Annotated in this window: 23 protein-coding genes and 3 tRNA genes; 5 read left to right on the plus strand and 21 right to left on the minus strand. The window is 53.6% G+C overall.

The window, feature by feature from the left end; genetic code table 11:
* Window positions 1-120: 120 nt before the first annotated feature.
* The gene (locus BLP53_RS10420) at window positions 121-963 is read right to left on the minus strand and encodes an SPFH domain-containing protein (protein ID WP_091472111.1); all 843 of its coding nucleotides are present in this window, start codon (window positions 961-963) and stop codon (window positions 121-123) included.
* Between the two features lie 42 nt (window positions 964-1005).
* Entirely contained in the window at window positions 1006-1443 is a 438-nt protein-coding gene (locus tag BLP53_RS10425) for an NfeD family protein (RefSeq protein ID WP_091472112.1), read from the minus strand.
* Between the two features lie 173 nt (window positions 1444-1616).
* On the opposite strand from BLP53_RS10425, the gene BLP53_RS10430 reads away from it, so the two are divergent.
* Window positions 1617-4514 carry a valine--tRNA ligase gene (locus BLP53_RS10430; protein WP_091472113.1) on the plus strand — a complete coding sequence of 966 codons (2898 nt, stop codon included), beginning with the start codon at window positions 1617-1619 and terminating at the stop codon, window positions 4512-4514.
* 27 nt (window positions 4515-4541) lie between these two features.
* Here BLP53_RS10430 and BLP53_RS10435 read toward each other — a convergent pair whose 3' ends face one another.
* Complete coding sequence (locus tag BLP53_RS10435) at window positions 4542-5576, minus strand: zinc ribbon domain-containing protein (RefSeq protein ID WP_091472114.1); 1035 nt, start codon at window positions 5574-5576, stop codon at window positions 4542-4544.
* 132 nt (window positions 5577-5708) lie between these two features.
* Here BLP53_RS10435 and BLP53_RS10440 point away from each other — a divergent pair, with 132 nt between their 5' ends.
* Window positions 5709-5924 carry a (2Fe-2S)-binding protein gene (locus tag BLP53_RS10440; protein WP_091472115.1) on the plus strand — a complete coding sequence of 72 codons (216 nt, stop codon included), beginning with the start codon at window positions 5709-5711 and terminating at the stop codon, window positions 5922-5924.
* Here BLP53_RS10440 and BLP53_RS10445 read toward each other — a convergent pair.
* From BLP53_RS10445 to BLP53_RS10505, 13 genes are all read right to left on the minus strand, one after another.
* A complete protein-coding gene (locus BLP53_RS10445) occupies window positions 5921-6667 on the minus strand; it encodes a HesA/MoeB/ThiF family protein (protein WP_091472116.1) in 747 nt (248 codons plus the stop codon). The genes BLP53_RS10440 and BLP53_RS10445 overlap by 4 nt on opposite strands.
* A 15-nt stretch (window positions 6668-6682) precedes the next feature.
* The gene (locus BLP53_RS10450; protein WP_245652798.1) at window positions 6683-7417 is read right to left on the minus strand and encodes a type II secretion system protein; all 735 of its coding nucleotides are present in this window, start codon (window positions 7415-7417) and stop codon (window positions 6683-6685) included.
* Entirely contained in the window at window positions 7414-8607 is a 1194-nt protein-coding gene (locus BLP53_RS10455) for a hypothetical protein (RefSeq protein ID WP_091472117.1), read from the minus strand. The genes BLP53_RS10450 and BLP53_RS10455 overlap by 4 nt, the downstream gene beginning before the upstream one ends.
* Window positions 8604-9215, minus strand: a complete 612-nt coding sequence (locus BLP53_RS10460) for a hypothetical protein (RefSeq protein WP_143001368.1) — start codon at window positions 9213-9215, stop codon at window positions 8604-8606. The genes BLP53_RS10455 and BLP53_RS10460 overlap by 4 nt, the downstream gene beginning before the upstream one ends.
* Window positions 9212-10693 (minus strand): hypothetical protein, encoded by a 1482-nt coding sequence (locus BLP53_RS10465; protein WP_091472119.1) that lies wholly within the window; start codon window positions 10691-10693, stop codon window positions 9212-9214. Before BLP53_RS10465 ends, BLP53_RS10460 begins: the two co-directional genes overlap by 4 nt.
* A gap of 3 nt (window positions 10694-10696) precedes the next feature.
* Entirely contained in the window at window positions 10697-11896 is a 1200-nt protein-coding gene (locus tag BLP53_RS10470) for a type II secretion system F family protein (protein ID WP_091472120.1), read from the minus strand.
* Window positions 11893-13608 carry a GspE/PulE family protein gene (locus BLP53_RS10475; protein WP_245652800.1) on the minus strand — a complete coding sequence of 572 codons (1716 nt, stop codon included), beginning with the start codon at window positions 13606-13608 and terminating at the stop codon, window positions 11893-11895. Before BLP53_RS10475 ends, BLP53_RS10470 begins: the two co-directional genes overlap by 4 nt.
* A gap of 8 nt (window positions 13609-13616) precedes the next feature.
* A complete protein-coding gene (locus BLP53_RS10480; RefSeq protein ID WP_091472122.1) occupies window positions 13617-14315 on the minus strand; it encodes a tetratricopeptide repeat protein in 699 nt (232 codons plus the stop codon).
* On the minus strand, window positions 14312-16231 hold the full coding sequence (locus BLP53_RS10485; RefSeq protein ID WP_091472123.1) for a type II secretion system protein GspD: 1920 nt from the start codon (window positions 16229-16231) through the stop codon (window positions 14312-14314). The genes BLP53_RS10480 and BLP53_RS10485 overlap by 4 nt, the downstream gene beginning before the upstream one ends.
* A 129-nt stretch (window positions 16232-16360) precedes the next feature.
* Complete coding sequence (locus tag BLP53_RS10490; RefSeq protein WP_245652802.1) at window positions 16361-17413, minus strand: GGDEF domain-containing protein; 1053 nt, start codon at window positions 17411-17413, stop codon at window positions 16361-16363.
* A 71-nt stretch (window positions 17414-17484) separates the two neighbouring features.
* A tRNA-His gene (locus tag BLP53_RS10495) sits at window positions 17485-17560 on the minus strand.
* Between the two features lie 15 nt (window positions 17561-17575).
* Window positions 17576-17652, minus strand: a tRNA-Arg gene (locus BLP53_RS10500).
* A 39-nt stretch (window positions 17653-17691) separates the two neighbouring features.
* Window positions 17692-17768: transfer RNA gene (locus BLP53_RS10505), tRNA-Pro, on the minus strand.
* An 84-nt stretch (window positions 17769-17852) separates the two neighbouring features.
* Between BLP53_RS10505 and folD the strand changes: the two genes are divergently transcribed.
* Together folD and dksA are read left to right on the plus strand one after the other, a co-directional pair.
* A complete protein-coding gene (gene folD, locus BLP53_RS10510; RefSeq protein ID WP_091472124.1) occupies window positions 17853-18710 on the plus strand; it encodes a bifunctional methylenetetrahydrofolate dehydrogenase/methenyltetrahydrofolate cyclohydrolase FolD in 858 nt (285 codons plus the stop codon).
* 138 nt (window positions 18711-18848) lie between these two features.
* A complete protein-coding gene (dksA, locus tag BLP53_RS10515) occupies window positions 18849-19271 on the plus strand; it encodes an RNA polymerase-binding protein DksA (protein ID WP_091472125.1) in 423 nt (140 codons plus the stop codon).
* Window positions 19272-19394: 123 nt separating this feature from the next.
* Here dksA and BLP53_RS10520 read toward each other — a convergent pair whose 3' ends face one another.
* Window positions 19395-20372, minus strand: a complete 978-nt coding sequence (locus BLP53_RS10520) for an Eco57I restriction-modification methylase domain-containing protein (protein WP_091472126.1) — start codon at window positions 20370-20372, stop codon at window positions 19395-19397.
* A gap of 66 nt (window positions 20373-20438) precedes the next feature.
* The gene (locus tag BLP53_RS10525) at window positions 20439-21092 is read right to left on the minus strand and encodes a DNA methyltransferase (protein ID WP_091472127.1); all 654 of its coding nucleotides are present in this window, start codon (window positions 21090-21092) and stop codon (window positions 20439-20441) included.
* Between the two features lie 98 nt (window positions 21093-21190).
* Between BLP53_RS10525 and BLP53_RS10530 the strand changes: the two genes are divergently transcribed.
* Window positions 21191-21583 carry a DNA-binding protein gene (locus tag BLP53_RS10530; protein WP_091472364.1) on the plus strand — a complete coding sequence of 131 codons (393 nt, stop codon included), beginning with the start codon at window positions 21191-21193 and terminating at the stop codon, window positions 21581-21583.
* Window positions 21584-21594: 11 nt separating this feature from the next.
* Here BLP53_RS10530 and BLP53_RS10535 read toward each other — a convergent pair whose 3' ends face one another.
* From BLP53_RS10535 to BLP53_RS10545, 3 genes are read right to left on the minus strand one after another with little or no spacing between them, the layout of a single operon-like run.
* A complete protein-coding gene (locus BLP53_RS10535) occupies window positions 21595-22719 on the minus strand; it encodes a deoxyguanosinetriphosphate triphosphohydrolase (protein WP_091472128.1) in 1125 nt (374 codons plus the stop codon).
* An 11-nt stretch (window positions 22720-22730) separates the two neighbouring features.
* On the minus strand, window positions 22731-23810 hold the full coding sequence (gene aroB, locus BLP53_RS10540) for a 3-dehydroquinate synthase (RefSeq protein WP_091472129.1): 1080 nt from the start codon (window positions 23808-23810) through the stop codon (window positions 22731-22733).
* On the minus strand, window positions 23798-24340 hold the full coding sequence (locus tag BLP53_RS10545; protein ID WP_091472365.1) for a shikimate kinase: 543 nt from the start codon (window positions 24338-24340) through the stop codon (window positions 23798-23800). Before BLP53_RS10545 ends, aroB begins: the two co-directional genes overlap by 13 nt.
* Between the last annotated feature and the right edge of the window lie 47 nt (window positions 24341-24387).

The following is a 24387-nucleotide window of genomic DNA, read 5'->3' on the forward strand; positions in this document are numbered from 1 at the left end:
TTATCGCGATTGCCTGGCCAGCATGGCCAGAAAAATCATCGCAGAAACAAAATACAGCGAGGAGAAAAGGGTAGAGAATGACGGGAACAGACCAGTTCCCGCCAGGCATACTACGAATGGTTATTTGCCGCCACCCACCAGGTTTTTGACCGCGCTGACCACATCACCCGGCAGCACCACAATTTTGCTGTTGTTTGAACTGCTCATTTTTTGCAGTGACTGGATATAGCGGTCGCCCAGCAGGAAAGTGGCTGAAGTATTGTTTTCCTTCACTGCTTCGGCAATCATTTTAATCGCTTCTGCCGAGGCCTTTGCCGCCACCATTTGTGCTTCCGCATCTTTACGGGCGGCTTCCAGGCGTGCTTCGGCGTTCAGGATCAGCGACTGTTTCTCGCCTTCGGCCCGCGTAACTACGGCCACACGCTCGCGCTCGGCACTGGCCTGTTGCTCCATCGCATGTTGCATATTGTCCGAAGGTTTGATGTCCTGGATTTCCACACTTTTCACGGTCAGGCCCCAGTCCAGGGCTTCATCGGCAATCGCCTCTTTCAATTCGGCCTTGATGCGATCACGCGAAGTCAGTGCATGATTCAAGTCCATTCCGCCAATAATCGAGCGCAAATTGGTCTGCACCATATTGCGCATCGCCTCCCGGAAGTTTTCGATGCCATACACCGCACGCTCGATATTGGAGACCTTGATAAAGGCCACCGCATTCGCCAAGATCACCGCGTTGTCCCGGGTAATGACTTCCTGCTCGGGAATATCCAGGATAATATCCTTGGTGGTCACCTTATAACTGACCGAGCTCAGCACCGGGTTAATCACATGCAGGCCAGGCACCAGAATACCGGCAAACTTGCCCAGGCGCTCCACCACCCACTCCTCGCCTTGGGGCACGATACGTACGCCTTTGACAATGGCGATAATCGCCAGTATCAATAAAATGATGCTGATTTCCATAACAACTCCTTCTCTACTGTGATCTTTAGCTTTCCAGCCTGTTTAAAGCGGCGCCACGCGCACACTGTTTCCTTCCACGGCGATGATGCGGGCCGCCTGGCCTGCTGCAATCTCGACATCTGCCACTGCGGACCATTCTTTACTGCCCATCACGCCCTGGCTGAACCGGATACGCCCCGGTTGTGCCGGGCTGACGGCTACAATGATTGTCCCCTGGCGGCCGATTTCTTCCCCTTGTGCCTGCCCTACGCGCGGCGCGGGCCTCACTTTTTCACGTTTGCGCCAGAGGGCGACGGCCAATACACAGCAAATAGCATACATGACGATTTGTGCGGCATGACTGAAAGCCGGCAACAACCATGCCAGCAGCGCCATTGCTAACGCCGCCATGCCCGGCCATAGCAGGTACGAAGTGCCGGACACCATTTCCAGGCACAACAAAACCAGGCCGAGGCCACACCAAACCCATATGATATCCATCCGACCTCCCCTGCATTCCATGCATGCAAAATTGATTTCGATTTAATTCATCTTTCCAGCACTGCCTGGCATATTAACACTTCTGCCGGATGCAGATACGAACACTGCATGTCATTGAGATAAAGCCAGTGGCCCCGTCAAAGCACAGACCGGCGTATGGTAAAATCACGCGCATGACTACTTCTACCCCACATTCCCATACAGCGCGTGAACTCGCCAAATCGTTTGACCCGAAAACCATAGAAAACCACTGGTATGCCTTCTGGGAAGGCAAAGGGTTTTATGCCGCCGGCCTGAACCCCGGAGTCAAAGACAACTTCTGTATTTTACTGCCGCCACCCAATGTCACCGGCACCCTGCATATGGGCCACGGTTTCAACCAGACCATTATGGATGCACTGACCCGCTATCACCGCATGCGCGGTGACAATACCTTGTGGCAACCGGGCACCGACCACGCGGGGATTGCCACACAGATTGTGGTGGAGCGCCAGCTGGATGCACAAGGCATCAGCCGTCATGACTTAGGCCGCGAAAAATTCCTGGAAAAAGTGTGGGAGTGGAAAGAATACTCCGGTGGCACCATCACCCAGCAGATGCGCCGCCTGGGCACCTCGCCCGACTGGAGCCGTGAGCGTTTCACCATGGATACCGGCCTGAACAAGGTTGTGACCGAGACTTTTGTCCGCCTGTATAACGAAGGCCTGATTTACCGCGGCAAACGCCTGGTGAACTGGGATGTGAAACTGGGCACCGCCGTGTCTGACCTGGAAGTGGTACAGGAAGAAGAAGACGGTTCCATGTGGCATATCAACTATCCACTCTCGGATGGCTCTGGCCAGCTGACTGTCGCAACGACACGTCCTGAAACGATGCTGGGCGACGTGGCCGTGATGGTGCACCCGGAAGATGAACGTTATGCACACCTGATTGGCAAGCATGTTTCCTTGCCTTTGTGCAACCGCGAAATTCCGGTGATTGCTGACGAATATGTGGACAAGGAATTCGGCACCGGCGTGGTGAAAGTGACGCCTGCACATGACTTTAACGACAATATGGTCGGCCAGCGCCAGAATCTGGACAAGATTGTGATCCTGAACCTGCAGGGTTTTGTACCAGAAACAGCCGAAGTCTATGCGGCTGATGGCAGCACCAAAGCAGCAATTGCATTACCAACAAACTTGGCAGGTTTGGAACGGTTTGCTGCGCGTAAACAAGTGGTTGCAGACCTGGAAGCTGGCGGTTTCCTGATAAAAGTCGAAAAACACAAATTGAAAGTACCGCGTGGTGACCGTACCAATGTGGTGATTGAACCCATGTTGACCGACCAGTGGTTTGTGGCGATGAGCAAACCGGGCGAAAATGGCAAGAGCATCACCGAACAAGCACTGGAAGTCGTGGCTGAAGGCCAGATCAAGTTTTACCCGGAAAACTGGGTCAATACCTATAACCAGTGGCTGAACAATATCCAGGACTGGTGTATTTCACGCCAGTTATGGTGGGGCCACCAGATTCCGGCCTGGTATGGCGAGCAAGGCCAGGTATATGTCGCGCATGACGAGGCAGAAGCGAAAGCAATGGCTGCCAAAGATGGCTATACCGGTGCGCTGACCCGTGACAATGACGTGCTGGATACCTGGTATTCCTCTGCGTTATGGCCGTTCTCCACCTTGGACTGGACGGGCGACGAAGCAATTGATGCACAGAACCAGGCCTTGCAGCAATATTTACCATCTTCTGTGTTGGTGACCGGTTTCGACATCATCTTTTTCTGGGTCGCCCGCATGGTCATGATGACCAAGCACATTACCGGTAAAATCCCGTTCAAGCATGTGTATGTACACGGCCTGATCCGTGATGCCGAAGGCCAGAAAATGTCAAAGTCCAAAGGCAACGTGCTGGACCCGATAGACCTGATTGACGGCATTGACCTGGAATCACTGGTGAAGAAACGTACCACCGGCTTGATGAATCCCAAAGACGCGGAAAAAATCGAGAAACGCACGCGCAAGGAATTCCCGGAAGGTATTGCGGCGTACGGTACCGATGCACTCCGCTTCACCTTTGCCAGCCTGGCTTCACCGGGACGCGATATCAAATTCGACCTGCAACGCTGCGAAGGTTACCGCAACTTCTGCAACAAGCTGTGGAATGCCACGCGCTTTGTACTTATGAATACGGAAGGCCAGGACAACGGCTTTGGCGCGGAGAGCTGCGAGGATGGCGGCCGCAAATTCAGCCAGGCAGACCGCTGGATTGTCAGCCTGCTGCAACGCACCGAGGCCGAAGTGGAACGGGCGTTTAACGACTACCGTTTTGACCTCGCTGCCAAAGCCATTTATGAGTTTGTCTGGGATCAGTATTGCGACTGGTACCTTGAAATCGCCAAAGTGCAATTACAAAATGGTGACGAAGCCGAGCAACGTGCGACCCGCCGTACTTTGCTGCGCGTGCTGGAAACCATTTTGCGCCTGGCGCACCCGATCATTCCGTTTATCACGGAAGAAATCTGGCAAACCATTGCCCCGATGACAGAACTGAAAGACAAGTCACGCGGCACCGAAAGTATTATGCTGCAGGCGTATCCAAAGGCTGACCTGGAGCGTATCGACGCCCAGGCTGAAGCCTGGGTAGCCACATTGAAAACAGCGGTTGAAGCCTGCCGTAGCCTGCGTGGTGAGATGGGCATTTCGCCCGCCGCCAAAGTGCCACTGATTGCCGCAGGCGACGCAGGGCAGCTGACTGCGTTTGCGCCTTACCTCAAGTCGCTGGCCAAGCTGGAAAATGTGGACATCGTTGCCGAATTGCCGGAGGCGGACGCTCCTGTCATGCTGGCTGGCGATTTCAGGCTGATGCTCAAGGTGGAAATTGATGTTGCGGCCGAAAAAGAGCGCCTGGGCAAGGAAATCGCCCGCTTGGAAGGCGAAATTGCAAAGGCTAATGGCAAGCTGGGTAACGAAAGTTTTGTGGCCCGTGCACCGGCTGCGGTGGTCGAGCAGGAAAAAGCCCGCCTGGCTGATTTCAGCGCCAGCCTGGAGAAGTTACAGGCTCAGCTGAACAAGCTTAAATAACGCGATGCCTATCACTGTCGCCTGCTATCAGGCGACAGTGCCACACTTGTGGCAGAACTTGGCAAACGCGTTTTTTCTCGCGTTGCAACCAGCGCAATAATTGTGCAGGCAAATACCGCAATGCATGCAAAAGTCATTTTGCTCGTTTTTGAGATCCACCGGACGCTCACAGCCGGGGCAAATATTTTTGCCTAATCTTTCCAGTGCAGTGTCATATTTAAGCTCTTCCCGACGTTGAAATTCAGGTTGTGATTCTGCCAGTTTCTGCTGCTCAAGATAGTGCTGTAATGCAATGATGGCGTACCTGCCGCCCACAACCGTCAACACGATGCCCACCAGGTAGCGCACATAGCCGCCATAGTCGGGCAGGTAAGGCACCAGCTCGACAAAAAATGCCATCACGGCAAAGATAATAAACCCCCAGACAAACGGCCAGTACTGTGATTTGCGCTTCCTGGCAAACAGCCAGGCGGCCAGCGCCAGTAAAGGCAAGGTCAGTAGCAAGCGGTATAAAAACACCCGCGTCTCTTGTTGCTGGTATGCGGTATCCAGCTGTTTGCGGGCGGCCTCTTCGAGCACAGTCACTTGCTGCCGCAATGCTACTTCACGTTGTGAAGCATCGGTTTGTTTCTGCTGCAGGGTTTCTACCGCTTTTTCAGCTGAGCGCTCCCGTACCTTGAGGGTATCCAGGGTTTGGGTACGACTGACCAGTTCATCATCCTGCGCCACCAGTTTGGTCACATCGCGTGTGGCCACCCAGTTATCGAAGGTATTGCGGGCGGCATGGTAATCCCTTTGCCGTGTCGTCAGTTGCAGGCTGGCTTGCTCCAACTGGTCATCCAGTGCCTGGCGCTGTTTGGCCAGCGCCTTGAGTTCTGTGCGCAAGGGGTCAATGCGGGCATGGTTCACAAAATGTTCTATGGTGTAATCGGTTTCGACCCGCGGCAGGTCACCGATGATGCTTTTACCCAGCCCGGTTAAAAACCAGGCAAAGATAATCGCCACTGCCCACAGGGCACGGTTAAACCACTTTTCGGATAAGCGAACGCCTTTATTACTCATCAGCAGCCCTTTCTCGGAGATGTAGGGATGCTAACGGGCTTTCGCTGTCACAGCAATAGCCGGATGACCGTGCGGCGCTGGCACAAGTCAGTCATCTGCCATTAAAATGCAGTTTTAAAGGATAGCGTACGGATGCCTGGAACTGACGAAGAAAACCCGAATGAAGTCCTGTGCAGTTGCAGCGGCACCACGCGCGGATTGATTATTGACCTGGTCAGGCAGGGCAAGGACCTGGAGGGCATTTCGCGCTATTCAGGCGCACTGAGCGGTTGTGGTGGTTGCGAATGGGATATTGCCGAGCTGGTCAAGGCCTTGCAGGCGGAGCATGCAGGCGAGACCAAGCCTTAATGGCCACACACCGTGCATGAAGGGTCTTTTTTCAGGCGTATCGTGCGCCATTCAGCCGACAAGGCATTCAGTAATAACAGCCGGCCCTGCATGGTCTGGCCGATATTCAGTAACAGCTTGATCGCCTCACCCGCCTGTGCGGTTCCTATCATGCCAACCAGCGGCGCAAACACGCCATTATCGGCACAGCGCAACTCCTGGTCATCCCCCACATCAGGATACAGGCAGTGATAGCATGGGGATCCCGCATGCCGGAAATCGAAAACACTGAGCTGACCTTCAAACCGGATGGCGGCCCCCGACACCAGCGGCGTTTTGTGATCAAAACATAGCTGGTTCAACAGATAGCGGGTGGCAAAATTATCCGAGCAATCAATCACTACATCGGCAGTTGCAACGCGCTCGGCAAGTGCCTCCGCATTGAGGCGGGCGGTTTCAACGTTTACGCTGATCTCAGGGTTCAATCCGGCAATGGTGGCCTGTGCCGACAAGGCCTTGTTCTGCCCAACGGCGGCTGTGGTATGAATAATCTGCCGTTGCAGGTTGGTTAAATCCACCACGTCAAAATCACAAATAGTCAGCGTACCGACCCCTGCCGCGGCCAGGTACATGGCCACCGGTGCTCCCAGGCCACCCGCGCCAATGATCAGCGCATGGCTTTGGGTGAGCTTTTCCTGCCCTGCGTACTCAATCTGCGGCAACATGATGTGCCGGCTGTAACGTAACAATAAATCGTCTTGCATCAGAATTCCGTTCGTTCAAGGCAACCGTTGCGCCTGTACCATTTGCTGTATCAGTACTTTGGATGACAGCATCACCAGCCGGTCATCAAATACGGCGTTGCCTGTTTGCTGCTGTGTCTTGTCCACAAACAACAGGTCACCGTCTGCATTTTCCTGTTCGTCAGGATGGAGCGGGGCAGCCATCGCATGGGTCAGCCCGCCAGAGACGGATTGTATGCCACCCAGCCCGTTTTCGCCATGTGAAAGCACAATCGCCGCCGGGCGGCTGGTGATGCTGGTCGCAGCACCACTCTCGCCAGTCACCTGGATATTACTCGCCCCCTCGGCCGCAGCCACCGAAAACCATTGCGCATGGTGGGTAAACGTCGCGTCTGCACGATAACGGAAATAGCGCCCCCAGGCATCCGTGGCCACCAGCCCCAATTGCGCCCAGGGCAGCACGCCTTCATCACTGGCGCAGCGCTGGCTGGACAATACATTCTCCCAGCCATCCGGCGGGCTGTCTGTATCCGGGCAGGGTAAGTAATGATGTATCAGCGCATGGCCGAGTAAGGCCTGTTGCGCAAGCTGCAATCGCTGCTCTGTCTGCTGATATTTCTGCATGCTGTGCTGCACACGTAGTGGCGTCATTAACCAGCCCATCATCAAACTCAGGATTACGAGTGCAATGGCCAGTTCCAGCAAGCTGAAGCCTTGTGCATGGATATGCGCCATTCGTTTCCCGGCATCAATCACCCGGCCAGGCATCATGGCAGGCCCAGCCGCTCAAGACTGTCATTGCTGGAGATCGTCAGTGCATTGATGTCTGGCACTTGCAATGCTTGCAGCGTGGCGGCTTCCAGGTAAGCGGTCAATGCGCTTTTATGGATAGCCGTTTCCCGCCATTGCCCAGGTAATTTTTCTCCAGCCATCACCAGTAGCACTTGCGTTGGTGATGGCTGGTAGAACACCTGCTCACGCCAGCCGTTCTGCTGGAACCAGTGATGCCTGGCATCTCCATCCAGCATATGCTGTTCCGCTAGCGGCCAATGTGCCGATACATCCAGAGGTAACCGTCCCAAACCGGCAACAGAAGCCGGCAAACACTGGCCGCCGTTCAGGGATTGGGAGCCCAGGCAACTGTCATCGGTCACCGCCGCTGCGGCAGGCAAAGCGGGGCAGGGGCTAGCCGTACAGCGTATCACGCGTTTCAATTCGGCCAGCACCTGTTGCTGCATCTGCCTGTGCATCATGGTGGCCGTCACTGGCCATACCACATCATTAAACTGCCCGGAAGGCGCCGCCATGACGAAGCCGCTGGCCGAGTTTTCCAATGGATTGGCATTGTCACTGAGTCCATCACTATCAAGATAATGTTTGGCTACCGTTACACCTGCATCATTGCGTTGTTGCTGCCAGCCATCTACACGCAGCAACGGTTGCATAGGGGCAATAATCACGGCAACGACACCATTGCCCTGGCTGGCATCCCAGGTCATCCCTTCTGTAGAGGTGACACTCCAGGTTCCGGGCGTATCCATATTGAGTGGCAACAAGCGCGGATTGTTTTTATACCGCTCGGAAACGGCATACCACAAGCGTTCTCCGCTACCATCGCGCAGGTCACCAATACCCAGCGTTTTCCATGGCAGCCGCCCCAGCCGGGATGATGCACTGCAGCTGGATTCCGCCTCCCCGTCGTTATTGCGGTCCGGGCAGGGTAAATCTCCCGGTCGCGGGCAATTCATGTCACATTGTGTGGTTCCCAATGGCTGATTGGCGTAGGCCAGCAGCGCCTGCTGTGCCAGCGCAAGCGAGGCCAGTGTTTTTTGCATGGCTGATTGCCTGGAATAATGCAACGATGCAGAGAACACCAGTCCACCCAGCCCCATCAGCAACAGTAAAATCACCCACACGATGATACCGTGCTGACCACTCGCCAGATATAGATGTTTGCTCATGCCGGCTGATTGGGTATCAAATTGGGAAAGTCAAACCAATACAGCTCGCACGCCGCCATAATGGCCTCTGCCGTATCTGTCACCGACCAGTGACAGTCTCGTACCAGCATCCTGCCGGCATAAGATCGTTGTAGCTGTTGCAGCCAATCCAGGACATCAGCCTCGTTGGTCACCGACCAGCGTAATGTCACGGGGGTTACTGTCATCTCCAGCCCAGCCGGTATATCCCTTGGCCAGAACTGGGCGCATTGCTGGCCTGCACATGTAACGAAAGGCTGAATTTCATATTGCATGTGCGGCAAATGCCATTGCTGCTGCAAGGCATTCCAGGTGCCTATCCATTGCCCGGGATGAGCTGGCTGAACCATGCCTTGATCTTGCCAGCGCAGATGATGGGATTGGTAAACCGCCACGTCCTGCTGGTAATGTGCATACTGTGAAGCTTTTTGTTGCAGCAACACCAGTTGCTGCGCCAGTTGGATGCGCAGGTCATTTATCCCAGCCTGCCTGGAAAAATAAGAACCCAGCACCGCCAGCCCAAGCATACTTACCAGCGCCCATATTGCCAGGTAACCGCGCAAGGCCAGCCAGTAGTCGCGAGGCATCATGTTGCATTCCCGCGCTGGTGCAACCGTATTTCAAGTTGCTGCTGGTCAGCAATTTCCCGCATGGGACGCGTATCTCCACGCAATACCGGCTTGTCAGCGGTGCTTGATGCACTTGTTTCGATCAGTCCGGATATGTCCGGATGCAAACGTAATCTTTCCAGCAATTCTCGCCAGTCCTGGCTGGCACTTACAGGCGCATGGCTCCCCTCTCTGGCAAACGTGAGTGAAACCTGCTCTGACCAATGACGATCTGCCTGCCCGTTCCTGCCGGTAGCCGGTTCATATTGCCAGGCCAGCTTCTGCAATTGCCAACTGTCCAGCTCCGGCATGGTCTGCTGTAATATCTGCAATAACCGGTCAGGCAACCGCACGGATGCCTCAAGTGCCTGGATCGCCAGGACCTGCGCGTGCAACTGCGGCAATGCGGCTTCGCTGACCTCAAGGACAGGCATCGCCGCCTGCCAGCGCAGTACGCTTGCTTGTGCGGCTTGAACATCCAGCTGCGCATGCTGTAACTGTCGATGGGCACTCCAGGCAGCCATGGCAAACAAACAGGTCATCACCGCACAGGCGTTACGGATCATGCGTTTTGCCCGTGCAATACGGTCACGCATTAAAACTTCAACTGGCGCAAAGTTTGGCAACTGGCGGGTATTGAGGATGACTTGCACAGCCGCCCAGTCCATAACGCCAAGAGATTCCGGGATCTCTTCATCAGGGTGCCGAGCCAGATCCTTATAAGCAATACTTGCTGGCTGAATTGCCGGTGGCCAGGGTTGTTGTGCCAAGTCATCCATGGAGTCCTCGCCACTTAAATACAGCAAATGTAATGACTCACTCTCTTGTAACCAATGCTGGCTCATTAAGTAAAAACGTGTCTGGATCACTTCATCCGCAATACGTGCGGCAAGGGAGGCTGCTGCCGGTAGTACCAGCAACCGGCTAAAAAGCAGCCTGGCCTGATACAGATAACAGAGGCGGACCTGCTGTTTATCCACCCAAACACAAAGACAGTGCGTTTTACCTGGTAGCCAGCAAGGTAGGCAAAGCGACTGGGTATAAATACCCTGCACCCGCATTCCTTGCTGCTGCAATCCCTGCAACCAGCGCTGCAAAGTCGGGTAATGCATTGCAGAAAACAGGTAGCGATCTTCCCGGCGTACCCCTTGCACCCTGTCTATGTAATGTACGGTATGCAGCGCCTGTGCCAAGGGCCAGGCAGCCAGCCTGCGCTCAAGCAGCTGCTTTCTGGCTGCCCCGCGAACAGGTGGCAGCACTTCGACATGGTAGTGCTCATCGGTGATATCGGCCAGGAAAGCCACCGTCGCTGCCGGAAACTGTGTTATCCAGTGCAATAACGGTAACTGATTCTCCTCGCTGGCAGTAAATGTTCGCCCTTCCAGGTACTGCGCCCCTGAAAAACGCAGTACCTGCCATTGCGCAACACTGATCAGGACAATCAACCGTTGCTGGGCCATGGCTCAATACCGCAGGGTCGAAAAACTGTCATAGACGGGCAGTATCACGGCGGCCATCAAAAACAATAGCATCAGGCCCAGTACCATGGTCAACACAGGCTCCAGCAAGCGCAGCAGCCATTGCGTTTGCGCCTGCACCTCACGGTCATAGAAAGAGGCCAATTGGGACAATACCTTGTCCAGCGCACCTGTCGCCTCGCCTATACGCACCATGCGCACCATCAGCGGAGGAAAGCGGCCAGTGGCGGTAAAACTGGCAGACAAGCTTTCCCCGGCCTGTACACGCTCATGCACTTGCGCCAATACCTTTGCCATCAACCGGTTATGCAATAATGGCTGGCACCATACCAGCGCCTGTAACAAGGGAATACCGGTTTGGTACATGAGCCCCAGGAAACGGCATAACCTGGCCAACACTAGTTGCCGCAGCAGATGTCCAATCACCGGCATTTGCAGTAACACGCGATCCCAGGTGAAGGCACAGGCAGTCGAGTACTTAATCGCCAACCGTACACCCGCCACCAGCAACATGAGAAAAATGACCAGCAGGCCACCATAAGCCATCGCCCAATCCGATAACCACAGTAATAAGCTGGTTGACCATGGCAATGCCTGGCCCAGGCTGTTGAGAAAACCCACCATTTGTGGCACCAGGAAAGTCAGCATCACCCCTGCAGCCACGCAGACCATGAGGCATAACAACGCAGGATAGGCGAGTCCCCGCCGGGTTTGCGCGACCAGGTCAGCTTGCCATTGCAGTGTCCGTGCGAGGTGCCCGAAGACTTCAGGTAATTGCCCTGTCTGTTCGCCAGCTGCGACCAGATGGCAGATAAGCGGTGGGAAAACCCGGGGCTGGGCCTGCAATGCCTGCGAAAGTAATTGTCCCCCTTGCAGTGCCTGCTGCAATGCCCCCAGCGCGTCTGCCATGCGTGGCTGTCCGCCCTGGGCAGCCAATTCCTCCAGAGTCTGCAGCAATGGCACGCCAGCCTGTAGCAGCTGTTCCATCTGCACGCAGAACAAAATCAGTGTCTGTGCCGTCACGCGTGCTTGCAGTGCGAAAGGAGCCGCTCCTGTTTTGGCAGTCAGCAGCTCAAGCCCCGACTGATGCAAACGGGCTATCAATGCCTGTTCATTCGCGGCATGCAATATGCCACGCTGCTGGCGGCCATAGGGATCAATTGCCGTGTACCGATAGCTGGTCATGACGCCACTCCTGCAGCATAAGCACTGAGATCGACAACCCGGCGCAACTCCTGCAAGCTGGTTTCTCCTGAGCAGACACGTTGTAACCCTTCTTCTGCCAGGGTGGTATAGCCGTATGCCCGTGCCTGCTGCTGCAACGCCAGCGTGGTCGGATTTTGTGCCAGCATCGCATCGAGTTCAGGCTGCATCACCAGGATTTCCATAATCACCAGCCGACCACGATAACCACTCATGCGGCATTGCCTGCACCCACCGGCCTGATAGAGCTGAATGGATCCAGCCGGCCCCGAAACCGGTAGTGATTCCAGGAGTGCCTGTATTTCCATATCCGGCAGTACCGGTACTTTGCAATGCGGGCATAACCGCCGTAACAGGCGCTGTGCAATCACGCCCACCAGGCTGCCTCTCATCACTTGCCGGCTGACACCTAAATCCTCCAGTCGTGCAAATGCAGCAATCGCATTGTTGGTATGCAGCGTGGTCATCACCAGGTGGCCGGTCATGGCCGCGCGCATGGCCATGGCGGCAGTGGGTTCATCACGCACTTCACCCACCAGGATAATGTCAGGGTCCTGCCGCAAGATGGCGCGGATGCCGCTGACAAAATCTACTTTGTTTGCTTCATTGACCGAGGTCTGGCGCATCAGCATATAGGGATATTCCACCGGGTCTTCCAGTGTCATGATGTTCACATGCTGATGATTGAGATGACCAAGCAGGGAGTAAAGCGTGGTTGTTTTGCCACTACCGGTGGGGCCGGTTAATACCAGCAATCCTTCCGGTTTTTCCAGCAGGGTTTGCAGTAATTGCAACTGCGGTTGACGCAGGCCCATGGCATCCAGGGCAATAATCGCTTTATCCCTGTCCAGCACACGCAACACGATGTTTTCACCATGCAGCGTAGGATGGCTGGACACCCTGAAATCAATCTGGCTGCCACATAAAAACAGGTTGACCCGCCCATCCTGGGGGATCCGTTGCTCGGCAATATCCATCCCGGCCAGAATCTTGAGGCGCACGCACATGGCTGGCCAGTAACGATCATGCAGGCAGCGGATCTGCCACAAGACACCGTCAATGCGGTAACGGATGCGGAGAAAGGCCTGCTCTGGTTCAAAATGGATATCAGAAGCACCTTGCTTGACCGCATCAACCAGTATCGCATTCACCAGCCGGATCACCGGCCGTGTATCCTGCCGGGAAGCACTGGCTGCCTGTGGCAACGATGCCTGTTCGATTTCATGCAAAATTTCGTCCAGCGACAAATTGTGGCCGTAGAATTTGTCCAGTGCCTGTTCAATATGTGCTTCGGTGGCCAATACCGGTTTGAGCTGTGTCGAGCTGCCCAATAAATAACGTAACTGGTCGAGCACCGTGACACGGTTCATGTCAGCCATCGCCACCCGCATCACCTGTTTGTCAGGTGATATATCCAGGGGAATTAAACGGTGCTGTTTGGCAAACGCTTCCGGCACCATGGCCAATACTTCGTGATCAGGAATCACCTGCCGCAAGTCAATACTCTCGTGCGCATGATGCTGCGCCAGTATATCCCTCACCATGGCATCCGTGACAAAGTGCAACCGGACCAGTTGCTGCCCAAGAGACAAACCACTTTCGCGCTGTTCAATCATGGCGATATCCAGCTGATCAGCCGTAATCATGCCTTTGGCCAGCATCCACTCTCCCAGTTGAAGATTCTCGGCGCTCATCAACTTTCTTACTCCACTTCACTCAGTAGCAATGTTTCGTCGTGACAGGTGTAATCCGGAATGACCTGCCTGAGCCGCTCCAGATATGCCTGCTCACTATCAATGTCTCCCAGTTTTTTAGAGAGCAGCAGCATGCCTGCCAATGCTTCGACCCGATGGGGATCCTGCCCTAGAATATCCAGGAGCCATTGCCGGGCCAGCTCAAATTTCCCGGTTTGCAAATAGCGGTTTGCGTTAGCGAGTGCATGTAATGCCATCGTTTCAGCCATCGTCGAGGACTGCACTTCCAGCTGCCAGCGCGGTAAAGGCCTGACAGGAAGGTTGTCCGGTGCTGAGGTCCGCACCGGACGTTCACTCACGGCCACAAGCTGCAGGGGCTCAGCCGCTGGTGGGCTGGTCAAAACAAAAAGGCTGTCATTGTGAGCCTGTACTTGCTCCGTCACTGGCAACGGTAGTGGCAAGGAAGGAATCACTGCCAGCCGCTGCGGTGGCTGACTGGAGATAGGGGATGCCGGACTTACCGGCATGATGATTGGCTGCACAGCGACAAACGTCATGCCGGCAATGCCTGCCCACAACAGTACATGTAATCCTCTTTCTGTCTGCCACGCCAAGCGGTGCACCAGTGCGCCCTGGTATGCCGCCCGGTACGTCCGGCGGCGCTGGACGCGATTAGCAAACCTACGCATCACTGGCAAAAAATTCATGATGGTTCACCCACGCCGATATCCACCTCATCCGCCGGCAATGATTCCGGCAACAAAGGCTGGAAAGGCTGCAAATCACCGGACTTGACGTCAGCCAGGCCAATGACGGTTGGCCTTAAAAACACCACCAGTTCTGTTTTCTTCGCTGCCTGGTTCTTGCCGGTGAACGCATACCCGATGACAGGGATGCTTGCCAACCCCGGCACCCTGTCCGTGAAGTCACGCTGGTCTTCCTGCATCAGCCCGCCCAGTATCGCCACATTACCGCTCGCGATATTCAGCACCGACTCCATTTCGCGCACCTGTATTTCCGGGATGCTGCTCACAATACGTGTACTACCACTGCCCAATTGGGGGTTAGGGTCTTCGATATATCTCAATACTTTGGAGACGGTTGGACGGACATTCAGATTGACCCTTTTCTGGCCATTGATTTGTGCGGTCACCGCCATTACCAGCCCTACCGGTACCGTATTGGCAGTGGTTGTCACCGCTTGCAGGTTGGCGCCATTAGTGCTGCTGCTTTGCGATATCTGCGACTGGATAGTGAAATATACCAGGTTATCGACCACCTTCAGAATCGCAGTCTGGTTATTCAGTACCATCAATTTCGGGCTGGAAAGTACCCGCGTCTTGCCAAACTGCTCCAGCAGCGTAACACTGGCACTCAGGTTGCCCAGGTGGCTCAATGGGTTGAAATACCCGAACATCATGGCCACGCTGCCATTATTCTGGCCCAGTGCGTTTTTGCTGTTATTGCTTTCCCAGCGCCCGCTACTGGCGTTGAAGTGGGCGGCCTCATTGCCCAGGGACTGGGCAAATGTCCAGCCGCGCTGCTGGGCGGCATTCGACAAGCGGCTCCAGTCTATGCCCATCTGGAAGCTCTTGCTTAACTCGACTTCCACAATCGTTGCTTCAATCAGCACTTGCCTGGCCGCGACCTGCATGACGGACTCCAGGTAAGCCTTGATCTGCGCATGCTGGCTTTGCGACGCCCGTATGGTTAGAATCCCTGCTTCAGGATTGGCAATCAGACGTGAAGCCCGCCAGCGCATCTGTGCCTGTTGCACTTTTTCCGGCTTCACTATTAAATCCGGGGGAGGCGTGTTTTTAGCTTCGGCACTCTGCAAAGAGGTATCAGGCGCAGTTAGCTGGCCAGATGGCAAGCCGGTGGTGTCTGCAGAGGATGGCAGGCTGTCCATGATTTCGTCACGCGCACGCATGGCTTTATCGGTTTCTTCCAGCAACAGCTGCAGGTTCTGCACCACACTTTCCCACAGATGGTAACGTGATTGCGTAGCAACGGCCGTCCTGGAACTGTTGCTATTGCCTCCAGACATTGCAGGTTGCGCTACGCTGCCAATATGGTTTTGGCCAGCGCCGGCTGCAGCCATGCCGGTACTGTTGATTTCACTGGCAACGCCAATAAAGCCGCTGGTATCGCGGCTCATATTGACGTAGTTCAACCGGTAACTGCGGATGACCGGCATATCCGGCGCAATCAGCCACACACCGTTGCGCCATTCGTAATACATATCCACCTGTTTTGCGAGGCGGGCCAGAATGGCAGGGACAGACTGCTGGATGGCATGCACAGAGACGTTTCCCCTTAATGCCGGATGAATGTCCATATTCAGCTGGCTTTCCCTGGCCAAGGCTTGCAATACCTCTTGCACCGGCGCATCCTGCACCATGAGGTTTACCAATAAAGTAGGCGCAGCAGACTTTAAAGGAGGGCTTAATACGGCGGCGACTTCAACGTCAGAGGTTTCCACTTCCGGATAAGGTGACGCTGGCACCACTGCTGGTTTGAGTACCGGCAGGTGGAGGGCGGAATGGCGGGCTTCATCTTCAACCGCCGGCCTGAAACAGGCGGTCAGCCATACGCATGCGAACAGCATGGCAACGAATCGCATCTATTCCCCCTGATAAAATTGTCTATTATTTACATATATTAAATATAATTAACAGACAATGTCAAACAGGGAAAAGAAAGAAAAGGAAAAAACCCGTTGAAAGACGGCGGTAACAGAACCGCTAACAACCTAAAACAGTTCGATTTCGCCTTCGATCATGCTGTCCTGCAGATGGCCGCCTTCCACCAGCTCTTCATAGCTGCAAATACGGTCTCTGCCATGCTCCTTGGCGTAATACAAGGCTTCATCAGCGCGTTCCAGCACAGTATTAGGCAGCACATTCAGCGCCATGCGCGCGAAACCTACGCTCATGGTAATCCGGCCAACCTGCGGGAAGATATAAGCATTTAAAATGGTTCTGAATCGCTCCAGCAAGTCCACGATGTCACTTTCATCGGCGCATGAAAATACGCCGACAAACTCTTCACCGCCAAAACGGAACAGTAAATCACCATCCCTGAACGTTTCCCGCATGAGATGAGAAAACAGCAGCAATACTTCGTCACCGATTAAATGCCCATAGGTGTCGTTGACCTTTTTGAAGAAGTCGATATCGAAAATCGCCAGGAAATGATGCAGGGGAAATTTGAACTCTGGCCTGTAATCATTGAGCAGGATTTTGCTGACGCACTCATCAAAGGTTTTACGGTTAAGCAAACCGGTCAAGGCATCACGCTCGTTCTCAATAATCAGGTTGGCATAGTGGTGGAACATTTCCAGGCACTGCTCAATCAGGCCTACGGCTTCGCTGGTCAATGCTTCATGCTGGATAAGCAGGATGGCGTGCTTATGCGTAACACTTTGCTGCAAAGGAAAAACATGCAGTTTGCCGCCATCGGTTTCCAGGCACTCGTAATGGCGGGATTCCTTATCCATATAAGGTAGCAGCATCGCATAAATTTCCGGCGCCCAGCCTTCAAGCTCCGGACTTTGGTGGCTTTCTTCAAACGTATTAATTGCCGAGACCAATTGCCGCCGGGATAACACTTGCATTCTGACAGGCTGGTGCTGCGCGGCAAAAATATTCAACCAGTGCTGCAACAGCGATAGCAAGGCCGGATCGAGCGCAAGACTCTCCCTGATCCTGGTCAGATCGGTAAGGCTCTGCATAAACTTGCTCAGATTCAAATGAATGGTCATGTGTTCGGCATCAATGTTATCCGGACACTTTAGCAAAGCCATTGCCAGAACCTATTGGCAAAAAGAGCCAATATCTTCAACTAATTTTGGATTTTAATAACAGGAAAATGGAATGGGGTGGCTAATCGGGCTCGAACCGACGACAACCGGAATCACAATCCGGGGCTCTACCAACTGAGCTATAGCCACCACTGGGGAAAATTTTGGCCTGCCCGACAGGAATCGAACCTGTAACCCCCAGCTTAGAAGGCTGGTGCTCTATCCAGTTGAGCTACGAGCAGATAGGTAGTTACATGCCGATCAGGCAATCCAGGGAAAACTGGTCGGCGTGGAGAGATTCGAACTCCCGACATCCTGCTCCCAAAGCAGGCGCGCTACCAGACTACGCTACACGCCGAAGCCAGAAATATAACCGATTTCACGAATTTGTGTCAATGTCGATGTGATAAAATTATCATTTTTAACGATTACTCTTTTGCTCATGAGCGCACACATTATTGATGGCAAGCAAATTGCCAATCAACTGCTGGATGAAATTCGCATCAACATTGAACAACGCCTGACGACAGGCAAACGCGCCCCGCGCCTGGCGGTAATCTTAGTAGGGGATGACCCCGCTTCAGCGATCTATGTGAGAAACAAACAGATCGCCTGCGAAAAAGTAGGCATCGTTTCCGAAGCCTACAAACTTCCTTCCAGCCTGACGCAAAATGAGTTACTCGACTTAATCAGGAAACTGAACCAAGACCCTGCTACAGACGGGATCCTGGTGCAATCGCCGTTACCGCATCATATTGATGAATCGGCCATCTTGGCCCTGATTGACCCGAACAAAGACGTAGACGGCTTCCATCCTTATAACATTGGCCGCCTGGCAGTACGCCAGCCGCTGTTACGCTCCTGCACCCCTTATGGCGTGATTAAAATGCTGCAAGCCAGCGGTATCAACCTTAAAGGGCTGGATGCCGTGGTCGTCGGCGTTTCCAACCATGTTGGCAGGCCTATGGGCTTAGAGCTGTTGCTGGCCGGTTGCACGGTCACCAGTTGTCACCGCCACACAAAAAGCCTCGCAGAGCACGTGCAGCGCGCTGACCTTGTTGTCGCAGCCGCCGGCAGAGCTGGCCTGGTAAAAGGCGAATGGATTAAGCCAGGTGCGATTGTGGTGGATATTGGCATCAACCGCTTGCCTGATGGCAAACTTGCGGGGGATGTTGAATTTGAAGTAGCGAAACAGCGGGCCGCCTACATTACCCCGGTTCCAGGTGGTGTGGGGCCCATGACAGTCGCGACCTTGATGGAAAACACGCTCAAAGCATTAGCGCTGAGGGAACCGGCATAAACACATCATTCCGTATCGCCAAATTGCTTTGCAAGCCCGGAAAATCGGTGTACACTCGCGCGATTGTTGATTAACGTAATGCAATAAACGCGCCTCTGAGGCAAGTAATATCAAGCAGTTTCGTCTTTTGGAACCATCATGGCAGATACAGTTAACAAATCCTTCACCCCTTACCAGCCAGCGGCTGGCGAGGAGTACATGAACAAAAAACAGCAGGACCATTTCCGCAGTATTCTGAATAACTGGAAAGCAGAGTTGAGTCATGATATCGACCGTACAGTCCATACCATGCAGGATGAAGTCACCAGCTTTGCCGACCCGAATGACCGCGCCAGCCAGGAATCCGACATGGCGCTGGAATTGCGCAACCGTGACCGTGAACGCAAGCTGATTAAAAAAATCGACGAAACCCTGCGTAATATCGACAGTGGCGATTATGGTTACTGCGAAGGTTGTGGCATTGAAATCGGCCTGAAGCGCCTGGAAGCCCGCCCGACCGCCACCTTATGCATAGACTGCAAGACACTGGATGAAATGCGCGAAAAACAGGTTGCCAAATAAACTTCGCTGGCAATGACCAGACAATAAGACAGGCCGTAGTCATCTACGGCCTGTCTTATTTAAGCGGCACTTCAATTCACTCTCCGCCCCTCCTACATATGTTCATACCCAGCTGAACCTAAACTAGGCAGTCGCCAGAATTTTAGAATCTATATAAGCCCATTCATCAGCGGTAAGCGACCACATATCCACGAGTAATTCATCTGTATATATGGTCTGATATTTCCCCAGATCAGGAATAAAACTGAAGTTTCTGCGTGTAATGTTTTGTGAGATGACATGCTGCAACAACAGGAATCTTACTGTTTTTGTGAATAGATAACGCTTGAAATTGATGACCTCCTGTTCGGTATCAAACGCGCAGGCAACCAGCCAGGTTTCCGAACAACACTCGCCCGGCCTGGCAATCCGCGTACTTTCTGTCGAGTAAAACCTGATGGGTTTCGAGAAATCCGTCTGGCCAGCAATGGGTGCAAATGCGATGAGCAGCTTCCACTTGTGCAATAAGCCGTCAGGATCAGAAATATCCTGGGCATTGACATGCAACAACCCCATCCTTTGCGTAAACCAGCACGGAATACCTGTATGCGTAGGAATATAGGTGCTTGCAATGCCAAACGGCTGCCTTCGGGATATACGCTGGCTTAAGGCCAGTAATCCTGTGGAGGCGTTAGCGACTTTATGAATAATAGAGATGGCCCGGGCGTTCCTGACAAAGACAGAAAATTCATCCAGCGCCCGCAATGATATGTGATAGACGCCTTGGCTTGCATTGATGACTTTACATAGTCCGTTGTAATCTTTTTCCCATAGAAAATAGCAAATACCGCCAGCCACATCCACGTCTGGAAACACCTCCGCCGAGTGTTCAAAATCAACCAGTACCTTCATGCGCTTATCAGCCAGCATGTGCGCCCGGAATTGCCCCAGCCCCTTACCACCCGAATACCATCTCGCCGGGATAATCATCAGCAAGCAAGATGGTTGCAATTGCCTGGCCTGGTCGACAAACCGGTGATAAATAGGCGTTGCGCTTGAACCAGCCCCACCTCCGTCACTCAACTGGTAGGGTGGATTGCCAATAATCACATCAAATCTCATGGGCTTTCCAACATGCCCTGGTGAGCATTGCAACGCCGGCGTTTACCGTTTTGTCATGATGCATGCCTATTCCTGCGTCGCCAGTGCAAACAAACAGATGGGCATGTATTCCTTCACGGGTTCACGCAAACATGTTTCTTCACCTGAACCTGAAAATAAAAGTAACGAGTGTGAATCTGCACGATTTATCAAATGCGCAAATTTAAAATCGCGACGCCTGATCAAGCCGTCATTGATGACGGACCACTCGCTGAACACAATCGGCTCCGTCGGTTCTGCCACCGTTGTCAGCGTCAGCGCATCACCTTGCAGGATATTACGCCGCAAAATAAAACGAATGGTCTCCCGGCAGGCCTGCTTGCACCTGGCTTCGTAAAGTTGGGTATATTGCTGGTCAAACAATAAAAACAGGCGTTGCTGACAAGCCAGGACGTTATCCGCCAATAACTCAATGCCATAAACAGAGCCAATAGCAATGGCCGCATACCGCTCATATTCCAGTTGAGTTTTGGCGTATTTCGCTTTCACCACGGCCAGCTTGCGCGCCACAATCTCTACCAGGAAATTACCTGTCCCGCAGGCCGGCTCTAAAAAACGAGACTCAATACGTTCGGTTTCATGCCGAACCAGGTCCAGCATGGCATTCACTTCGCGTGGATGGGTATACACTTCGCCGTGATCGGCAACACGCTGCCTGGAAACAACTTGAGGAATCACCATACTATAGAGTTACAAATTAACGTAACTAATAGTTTAGTTTATAACGTAACTATTTAACAGTTTACGTAACTGAAAGTTCAGTGATTTACCGTAACTGGATGAATAGAAAACTGGAATTCTCAAAACGGTTAAGTACGGCATTGCTGCAAGCTGGCTATAAGGCTGAAGCAGCAGTGCTGGAACGTGAGTTCAACCTGCGTCATTATGGCAAGCCGATGACCTTGCATGGCGTCAACAAATGGCTGAAAGGTGAATCCATCCCGCCCTATGAAAAAATCATTACGCTGGCAGAATGGCTGGGAGTCCCACCCGATGAATTAATGTTCGGGCTGGGGATCAAGCAAAAGGTGGAGCAGGAAAGAAAACGCTGGGATGAAGAAATCGGATATCAGGAGCGCGAGTTATTTGAAGCTTTTCTGGCGCTGCCTGCCGCACAAAAGAAAGTCGTCCGCGAGGTAATCCTGGCGTTTAAAAAAGCGCACAGTCAATAGCCCTGCGGTAATTACCAGCTTTCTTCTACCGCAAACAGGCGCCGATGCTCACGAATCGCGTAGCGGTCGGTCATGCCAGCAATATAGTCTGCCACGGCACGAGCCTGATCCTGCCTGGCCGCTTGCTGGTGCTCGTCCGGCAACAGGCTGGGCGATTGCATAAAGGCAGTAAACAATTCTTCGATAATGCGCCCGGCTTTTGCACTCATGCGGTTCACTTTGTAATGCCGGTATAAATGCTTGAGTAAAAACTGCTTTAACTCAAGGTTTTTGTCGGCAATCGCTTTGCTGAACCCAACCAGGTAAACAGGTGACTTGCGCACATCATCAATGCTGACCGGATTCAGCCTGGCAATCGCCTGCTGGCTTTGCTCGCACAAATCCACCACCAGCACATTAATCATGCGGCGTATGGTTTCATGGATGAGGCGCTTTTCTTCAATTTCGCCGTACAGACGCTTCACTTCGGCCATGTTCTCGGCGAACAGCTGAATGCCGGATAGCTGCTGGATGGTGATCAGGCCGGAACGCAGGCCATCATCCACGTCGTGATTGTTATAGGCAATTTCATCGGCAAAATTGGTGATTTGCGCTTCCAGACTGGGTGATTCCTTGCGCAGGAAGCGCTCACCGACATCACCCAATCGTTCGGCATTCTTGCGGGAACAATGCTTGAGGATGCCTTCCCGTACTTCAAAACTCAGGTTCAGCCCGTCAAAACTGGCGTAACGGTTTTCCAGCACATCGACCACGCGTAGCGACTGCAAATTATGCTCAAAACCGCCATAGTCACGCATGCAGTGGTTGAGCGCATCCTGCCCGGCATGACCAAATGGGGTATGTCCCAGATCATGCGCCAGCGCAATCGCTTCGGCCAGGTCTTCATGCAGCCCCAGGGTACGCGCAATACCACGTGTCAGTTGCGCCACTTCGATACTGTGCGTGAGGCGGGTGCGGAACAGATCCCCCTCATGGTTTACAAACACCTGCGTTTTGTATTCCAGGCGGCGGAACGCGGTTGAGTGGATAATACGGTCGCGGTCGCGCTGGAAAACATTGCGTGTAGGCGACTCCGGTTCCACGACCTTGCGGCCACGCGTTTGTTCGGGGTGGGCAGCAAAGCGGGCTAAGGTCATGGCTGATTCCGTTAGGCCGCCAGTGACAGCGTTTGCTTTAACTTGTCCGCATCATAGTCGGCCGTGATCACCGCTTTGCCTATGGCTTGCTGCAAAATCAGGCGAATACGGCCATCCGCCACTTTTTTATCCAGTTGCATCAGGCGCAGGTATTCCTCTGCGCCCAAATCCGGCGCCTCAATTGGTAATTTGGCCGCCTGCATAATGATTTTGATACGCTGTACCTGCGCCGCATCCAGCCAGCCCATGCGTTGGGATAAATCCGCCGCCATCACCGTGCCTGTCGCCACCGCTTCGCCATGCAGCCAGACGCCATAACCCATGGCGTTTTCGATGGCATGGCCAAAAGTGTGGCCCAGGTTCAGCAAAGCGCGTTCGCCCTGTTCGTGTTCATCCGCCGCGACGACCTCTGCCTTATTCTGGCAGGAGCGGTAAATCGCATAGCTGGTCACCGCGGTATCCAGCGCCATCAGTGCCGGCATATTGGTTTCCAGCCAGTCAAAGAAGTCCGCATCGCGAATCAGGCCATATTTGATGACTTCGGCAACACCCGCCGACAACTCGCGCTGCGGCAAGGTTTTCAGCGTATCAATATCGGCCAGCACCAGTTTGGGCTGGTAGAAGGCGCCTATCATGTTTTTGCCCAGCGGGTGATTGATGCCGGTCTTGCCGCCGACACTGGAATCCACCTGTGACAGCAATGTCGTAGGCACCTGGATAAATGGCACACCACGCAGATAAGTCGCAGCCGCATAGCCGGTCAGATCGCCAATCACGCCGCCGCCGAGCGCGATCAGCGTGGTATTACGCTCACAGCGGTTTTGCAGCAGATGATCGTAAATGGTCTGCAAGGTTGCGTTGTTTTTATAGGCCTCGCCATCCGGCAGGATGATTTCTATCACGCTGACGCCCGCATCACGCAAGGGTTGGGCAAGGGCCTGCATATACAGCGGCGCCACGGTGGTATTGCTGACGATGGCGACTTGTTTGCGCTTGAGGTACGGCAGTATCAGATCAGCCTGGCCAAGCAGGCCATTGCCGATATGGATGGGATAACTACGGTCAGCCAGGCTGACGGTCAGGGTTTGCATGAGGACTCCAGCGCATTCAGTGCGGTTTCGATTTTATGGATAATCACGGCCACCGGCTGGTGGCCGGTATCCACGATTAAATCAGCGGTTTCGGTATAGAGTGGATTGCGGGCATGAAACAATTGTTCCAATCTGGCTTTGATATCCACGTTTTGCAATAAGGGGCGGTTTTTATCGTTACGGGTACGCAAATACAACTCGTTGACATTGGCCCGCAGGTAAATCACATAGCCATGTTTTCTCAGGATCTTGCGATTTTCCGGCGCAATGATGGCGCCACCGCCGGTCGCCAGCACAATGTTATCCTGCTGTGCCAGCTCATCCAGGGTAGAGGTTTCACGCTTGCGAAACCCTTCCTCGCCTTCCAGCTCAAAAATGGTCGGGATTTTCACGCCGGTCCGCTGCTCGATTACATGATCGGTGTCATAGAAAGTTTTCCCCAGGTTTTTGGCAATCAATTTGCCCACTGTGGTTTTCCCGGCACCCATCAAACCGATCAAAAAAATATTCTTTGGTATACGTTCACCCATAAAAATGCCCAACCGATACAGTTGGGCATTTTAAGGCAAAGCCTGCC

It is taken from the genome of Methylophilus rhizosphaerae (assembly GCF_900100975.1).
Lineage (GTDB): Bacteria > Pseudomonadota > Gammaproteobacteria > Burkholderiales > Methylophilaceae > Methylophilus > Methylophilus rhizosphaerae.

Bases quoted from the DNA above. Each gene is read 5' to 3' on its own strand.
- BLP53_RS10445 (WP_091472116.1), bottom strand. From the start codon at position 6,667: ATGCAAGACGATTTATTGTTACGTTACAGCCGGCACATCATGTTGCCG.
- folD (WP_091472124.1), top strand. From the start codon at position 17,853: ATGAGCGCACACATTATTGATGGCAAGCAAATTGCCAATCAACTGCTG.
- BLP53_RS10475 (WP_245652800.1), bottom strand. From the start codon at position 13,608: ATGAGCGCCGAGAATCTTCAACTGGGAGAGTGGATGCTGGCCAAAGGC.
- BLP53_RS10490 (WP_245652802.1), bottom strand. From the start codon at position 17,413: ATGGCTTTGCTAAAGTGTCCGGATAACATTGATGCCGAACACATGACC.
- BLP53_RS10420 (WP_091472111.1), bottom strand. From the start codon at position 963: ATGGAAATCAGCATCATTTTATTGATACTGGCGATTATCGCCATTGTC.
- BLP53_RS10460 (WP_143001368.1), bottom strand. From the start codon at position 9,215: ATGATGCCTCGCGACTACTGGCTGGCCTTGCGCGGTTACCTGGCAATA.
- BLP53_RS10470 (WP_091472120.1), bottom strand. From the start codon at position 11,896: ATGACCAGCTATCGGTACACGGCAATTGATCCCTATGGCCGCCAGCAG.
- BLP53_RS10485 (WP_091472123.1), bottom strand. From the start codon at position 16,231: ATGCGATTCGTTGCCATGCTGTTCGCATGCGTATGGCTGACCGCCTGT.
- BLP53_RS10430 (WP_091472113.1), top strand. From the start codon at position 1,617: ATGACTACTTCTACCCCACATTCCCATACAGCGCGTGAACTCGCCAAA.
- BLP53_RS10520 (WP_091472126.1), bottom strand. From the start codon at position 20,372: ATGAGATTTGATGTGATTATTGGCAATCCACCCTACCAGTTGAGTGAC.
- BLP53_RS10465 (WP_091472119.1), bottom strand. From the start codon at position 10,693: ATGGCCCAGCAACGGTTGATTGTCCTGATCAGTGTTGCGCAATGGCAG.
- BLP53_RS10525 (WP_091472127.1), bottom strand. From the start codon at position 21,092: ATGGTGATTCCTCAAGTTGTTTCCAGGCAGCGTGTTGCCGATCACGGC.
- dksA (WP_091472125.1), top strand. From the start codon at position 18,849: ATGGCAGATACAGTTAACAAATCCTTCACCCCTTACCAGCCAGCGGCT.
- BLP53_RS10535 (WP_091472128.1), bottom strand. From the start codon at position 22,719: ATGACCTTAGCCCGCTTTGCTGCCCACCCCGAACAAACGCGTGGCCGC.
- BLP53_RS10455 (WP_091472117.1), bottom strand. From the start codon at position 8,607: ATGAGCAAACATCTATATCTGGCGAGTGGTCAGCACGGTATCATCGTG.
- BLP53_RS10545 (WP_091472365.1), bottom strand. From the start codon at position 24,340: ATGGGTGAACGTATACCAAAGAATATTTTTTTGATCGGTTTGATGGGT.
- BLP53_RS10480 (WP_091472122.1), bottom strand. From the start codon at position 14,315: ATGAATTTTTTGCCAGTGATGCGTAGGTTTGCTAATCGCGTCCAGCGC.
- BLP53_RS10435 (WP_091472114.1), bottom strand. From the start codon at position 5,576: ATGAGTAATAAAGGCGTTCGCTTATCCGAAAAGTGGTTTAACCGTGCC.
- BLP53_RS10425 (WP_091472112.1), bottom strand. From the start codon at position 1,443: ATGGATATCATATGGGTTTGGTGTGGCCTCGGCCTGGTTTTGTTGTGC.
- BLP53_RS10450 (WP_245652798.1), bottom strand. From the start codon at position 7,417: ATGATGCCTGGCCGGGTGATTGATGCCGGGAAACGAATGGCGCATATC.
- aroB (WP_091472129.1), bottom strand. From the start codon at position 23,810: ATGCAAACCCTGACCGTCAGCCTGGCTGACCGTAGTTATCCCATCCAT.
- BLP53_RS10440 (WP_091472115.1), top strand. From the start codon at position 5,709: ATGCCTGGAACTGACGAAGAAAACCCGAATGAAGTCCTGTGCAGTTGC.
- BLP53_RS10530 (WP_091472364.1), top strand. From the start codon at position 21,191: ATGAATAGAAAACTGGAATTCTCAAAACGGTTAAGTACGGCATTGCTG.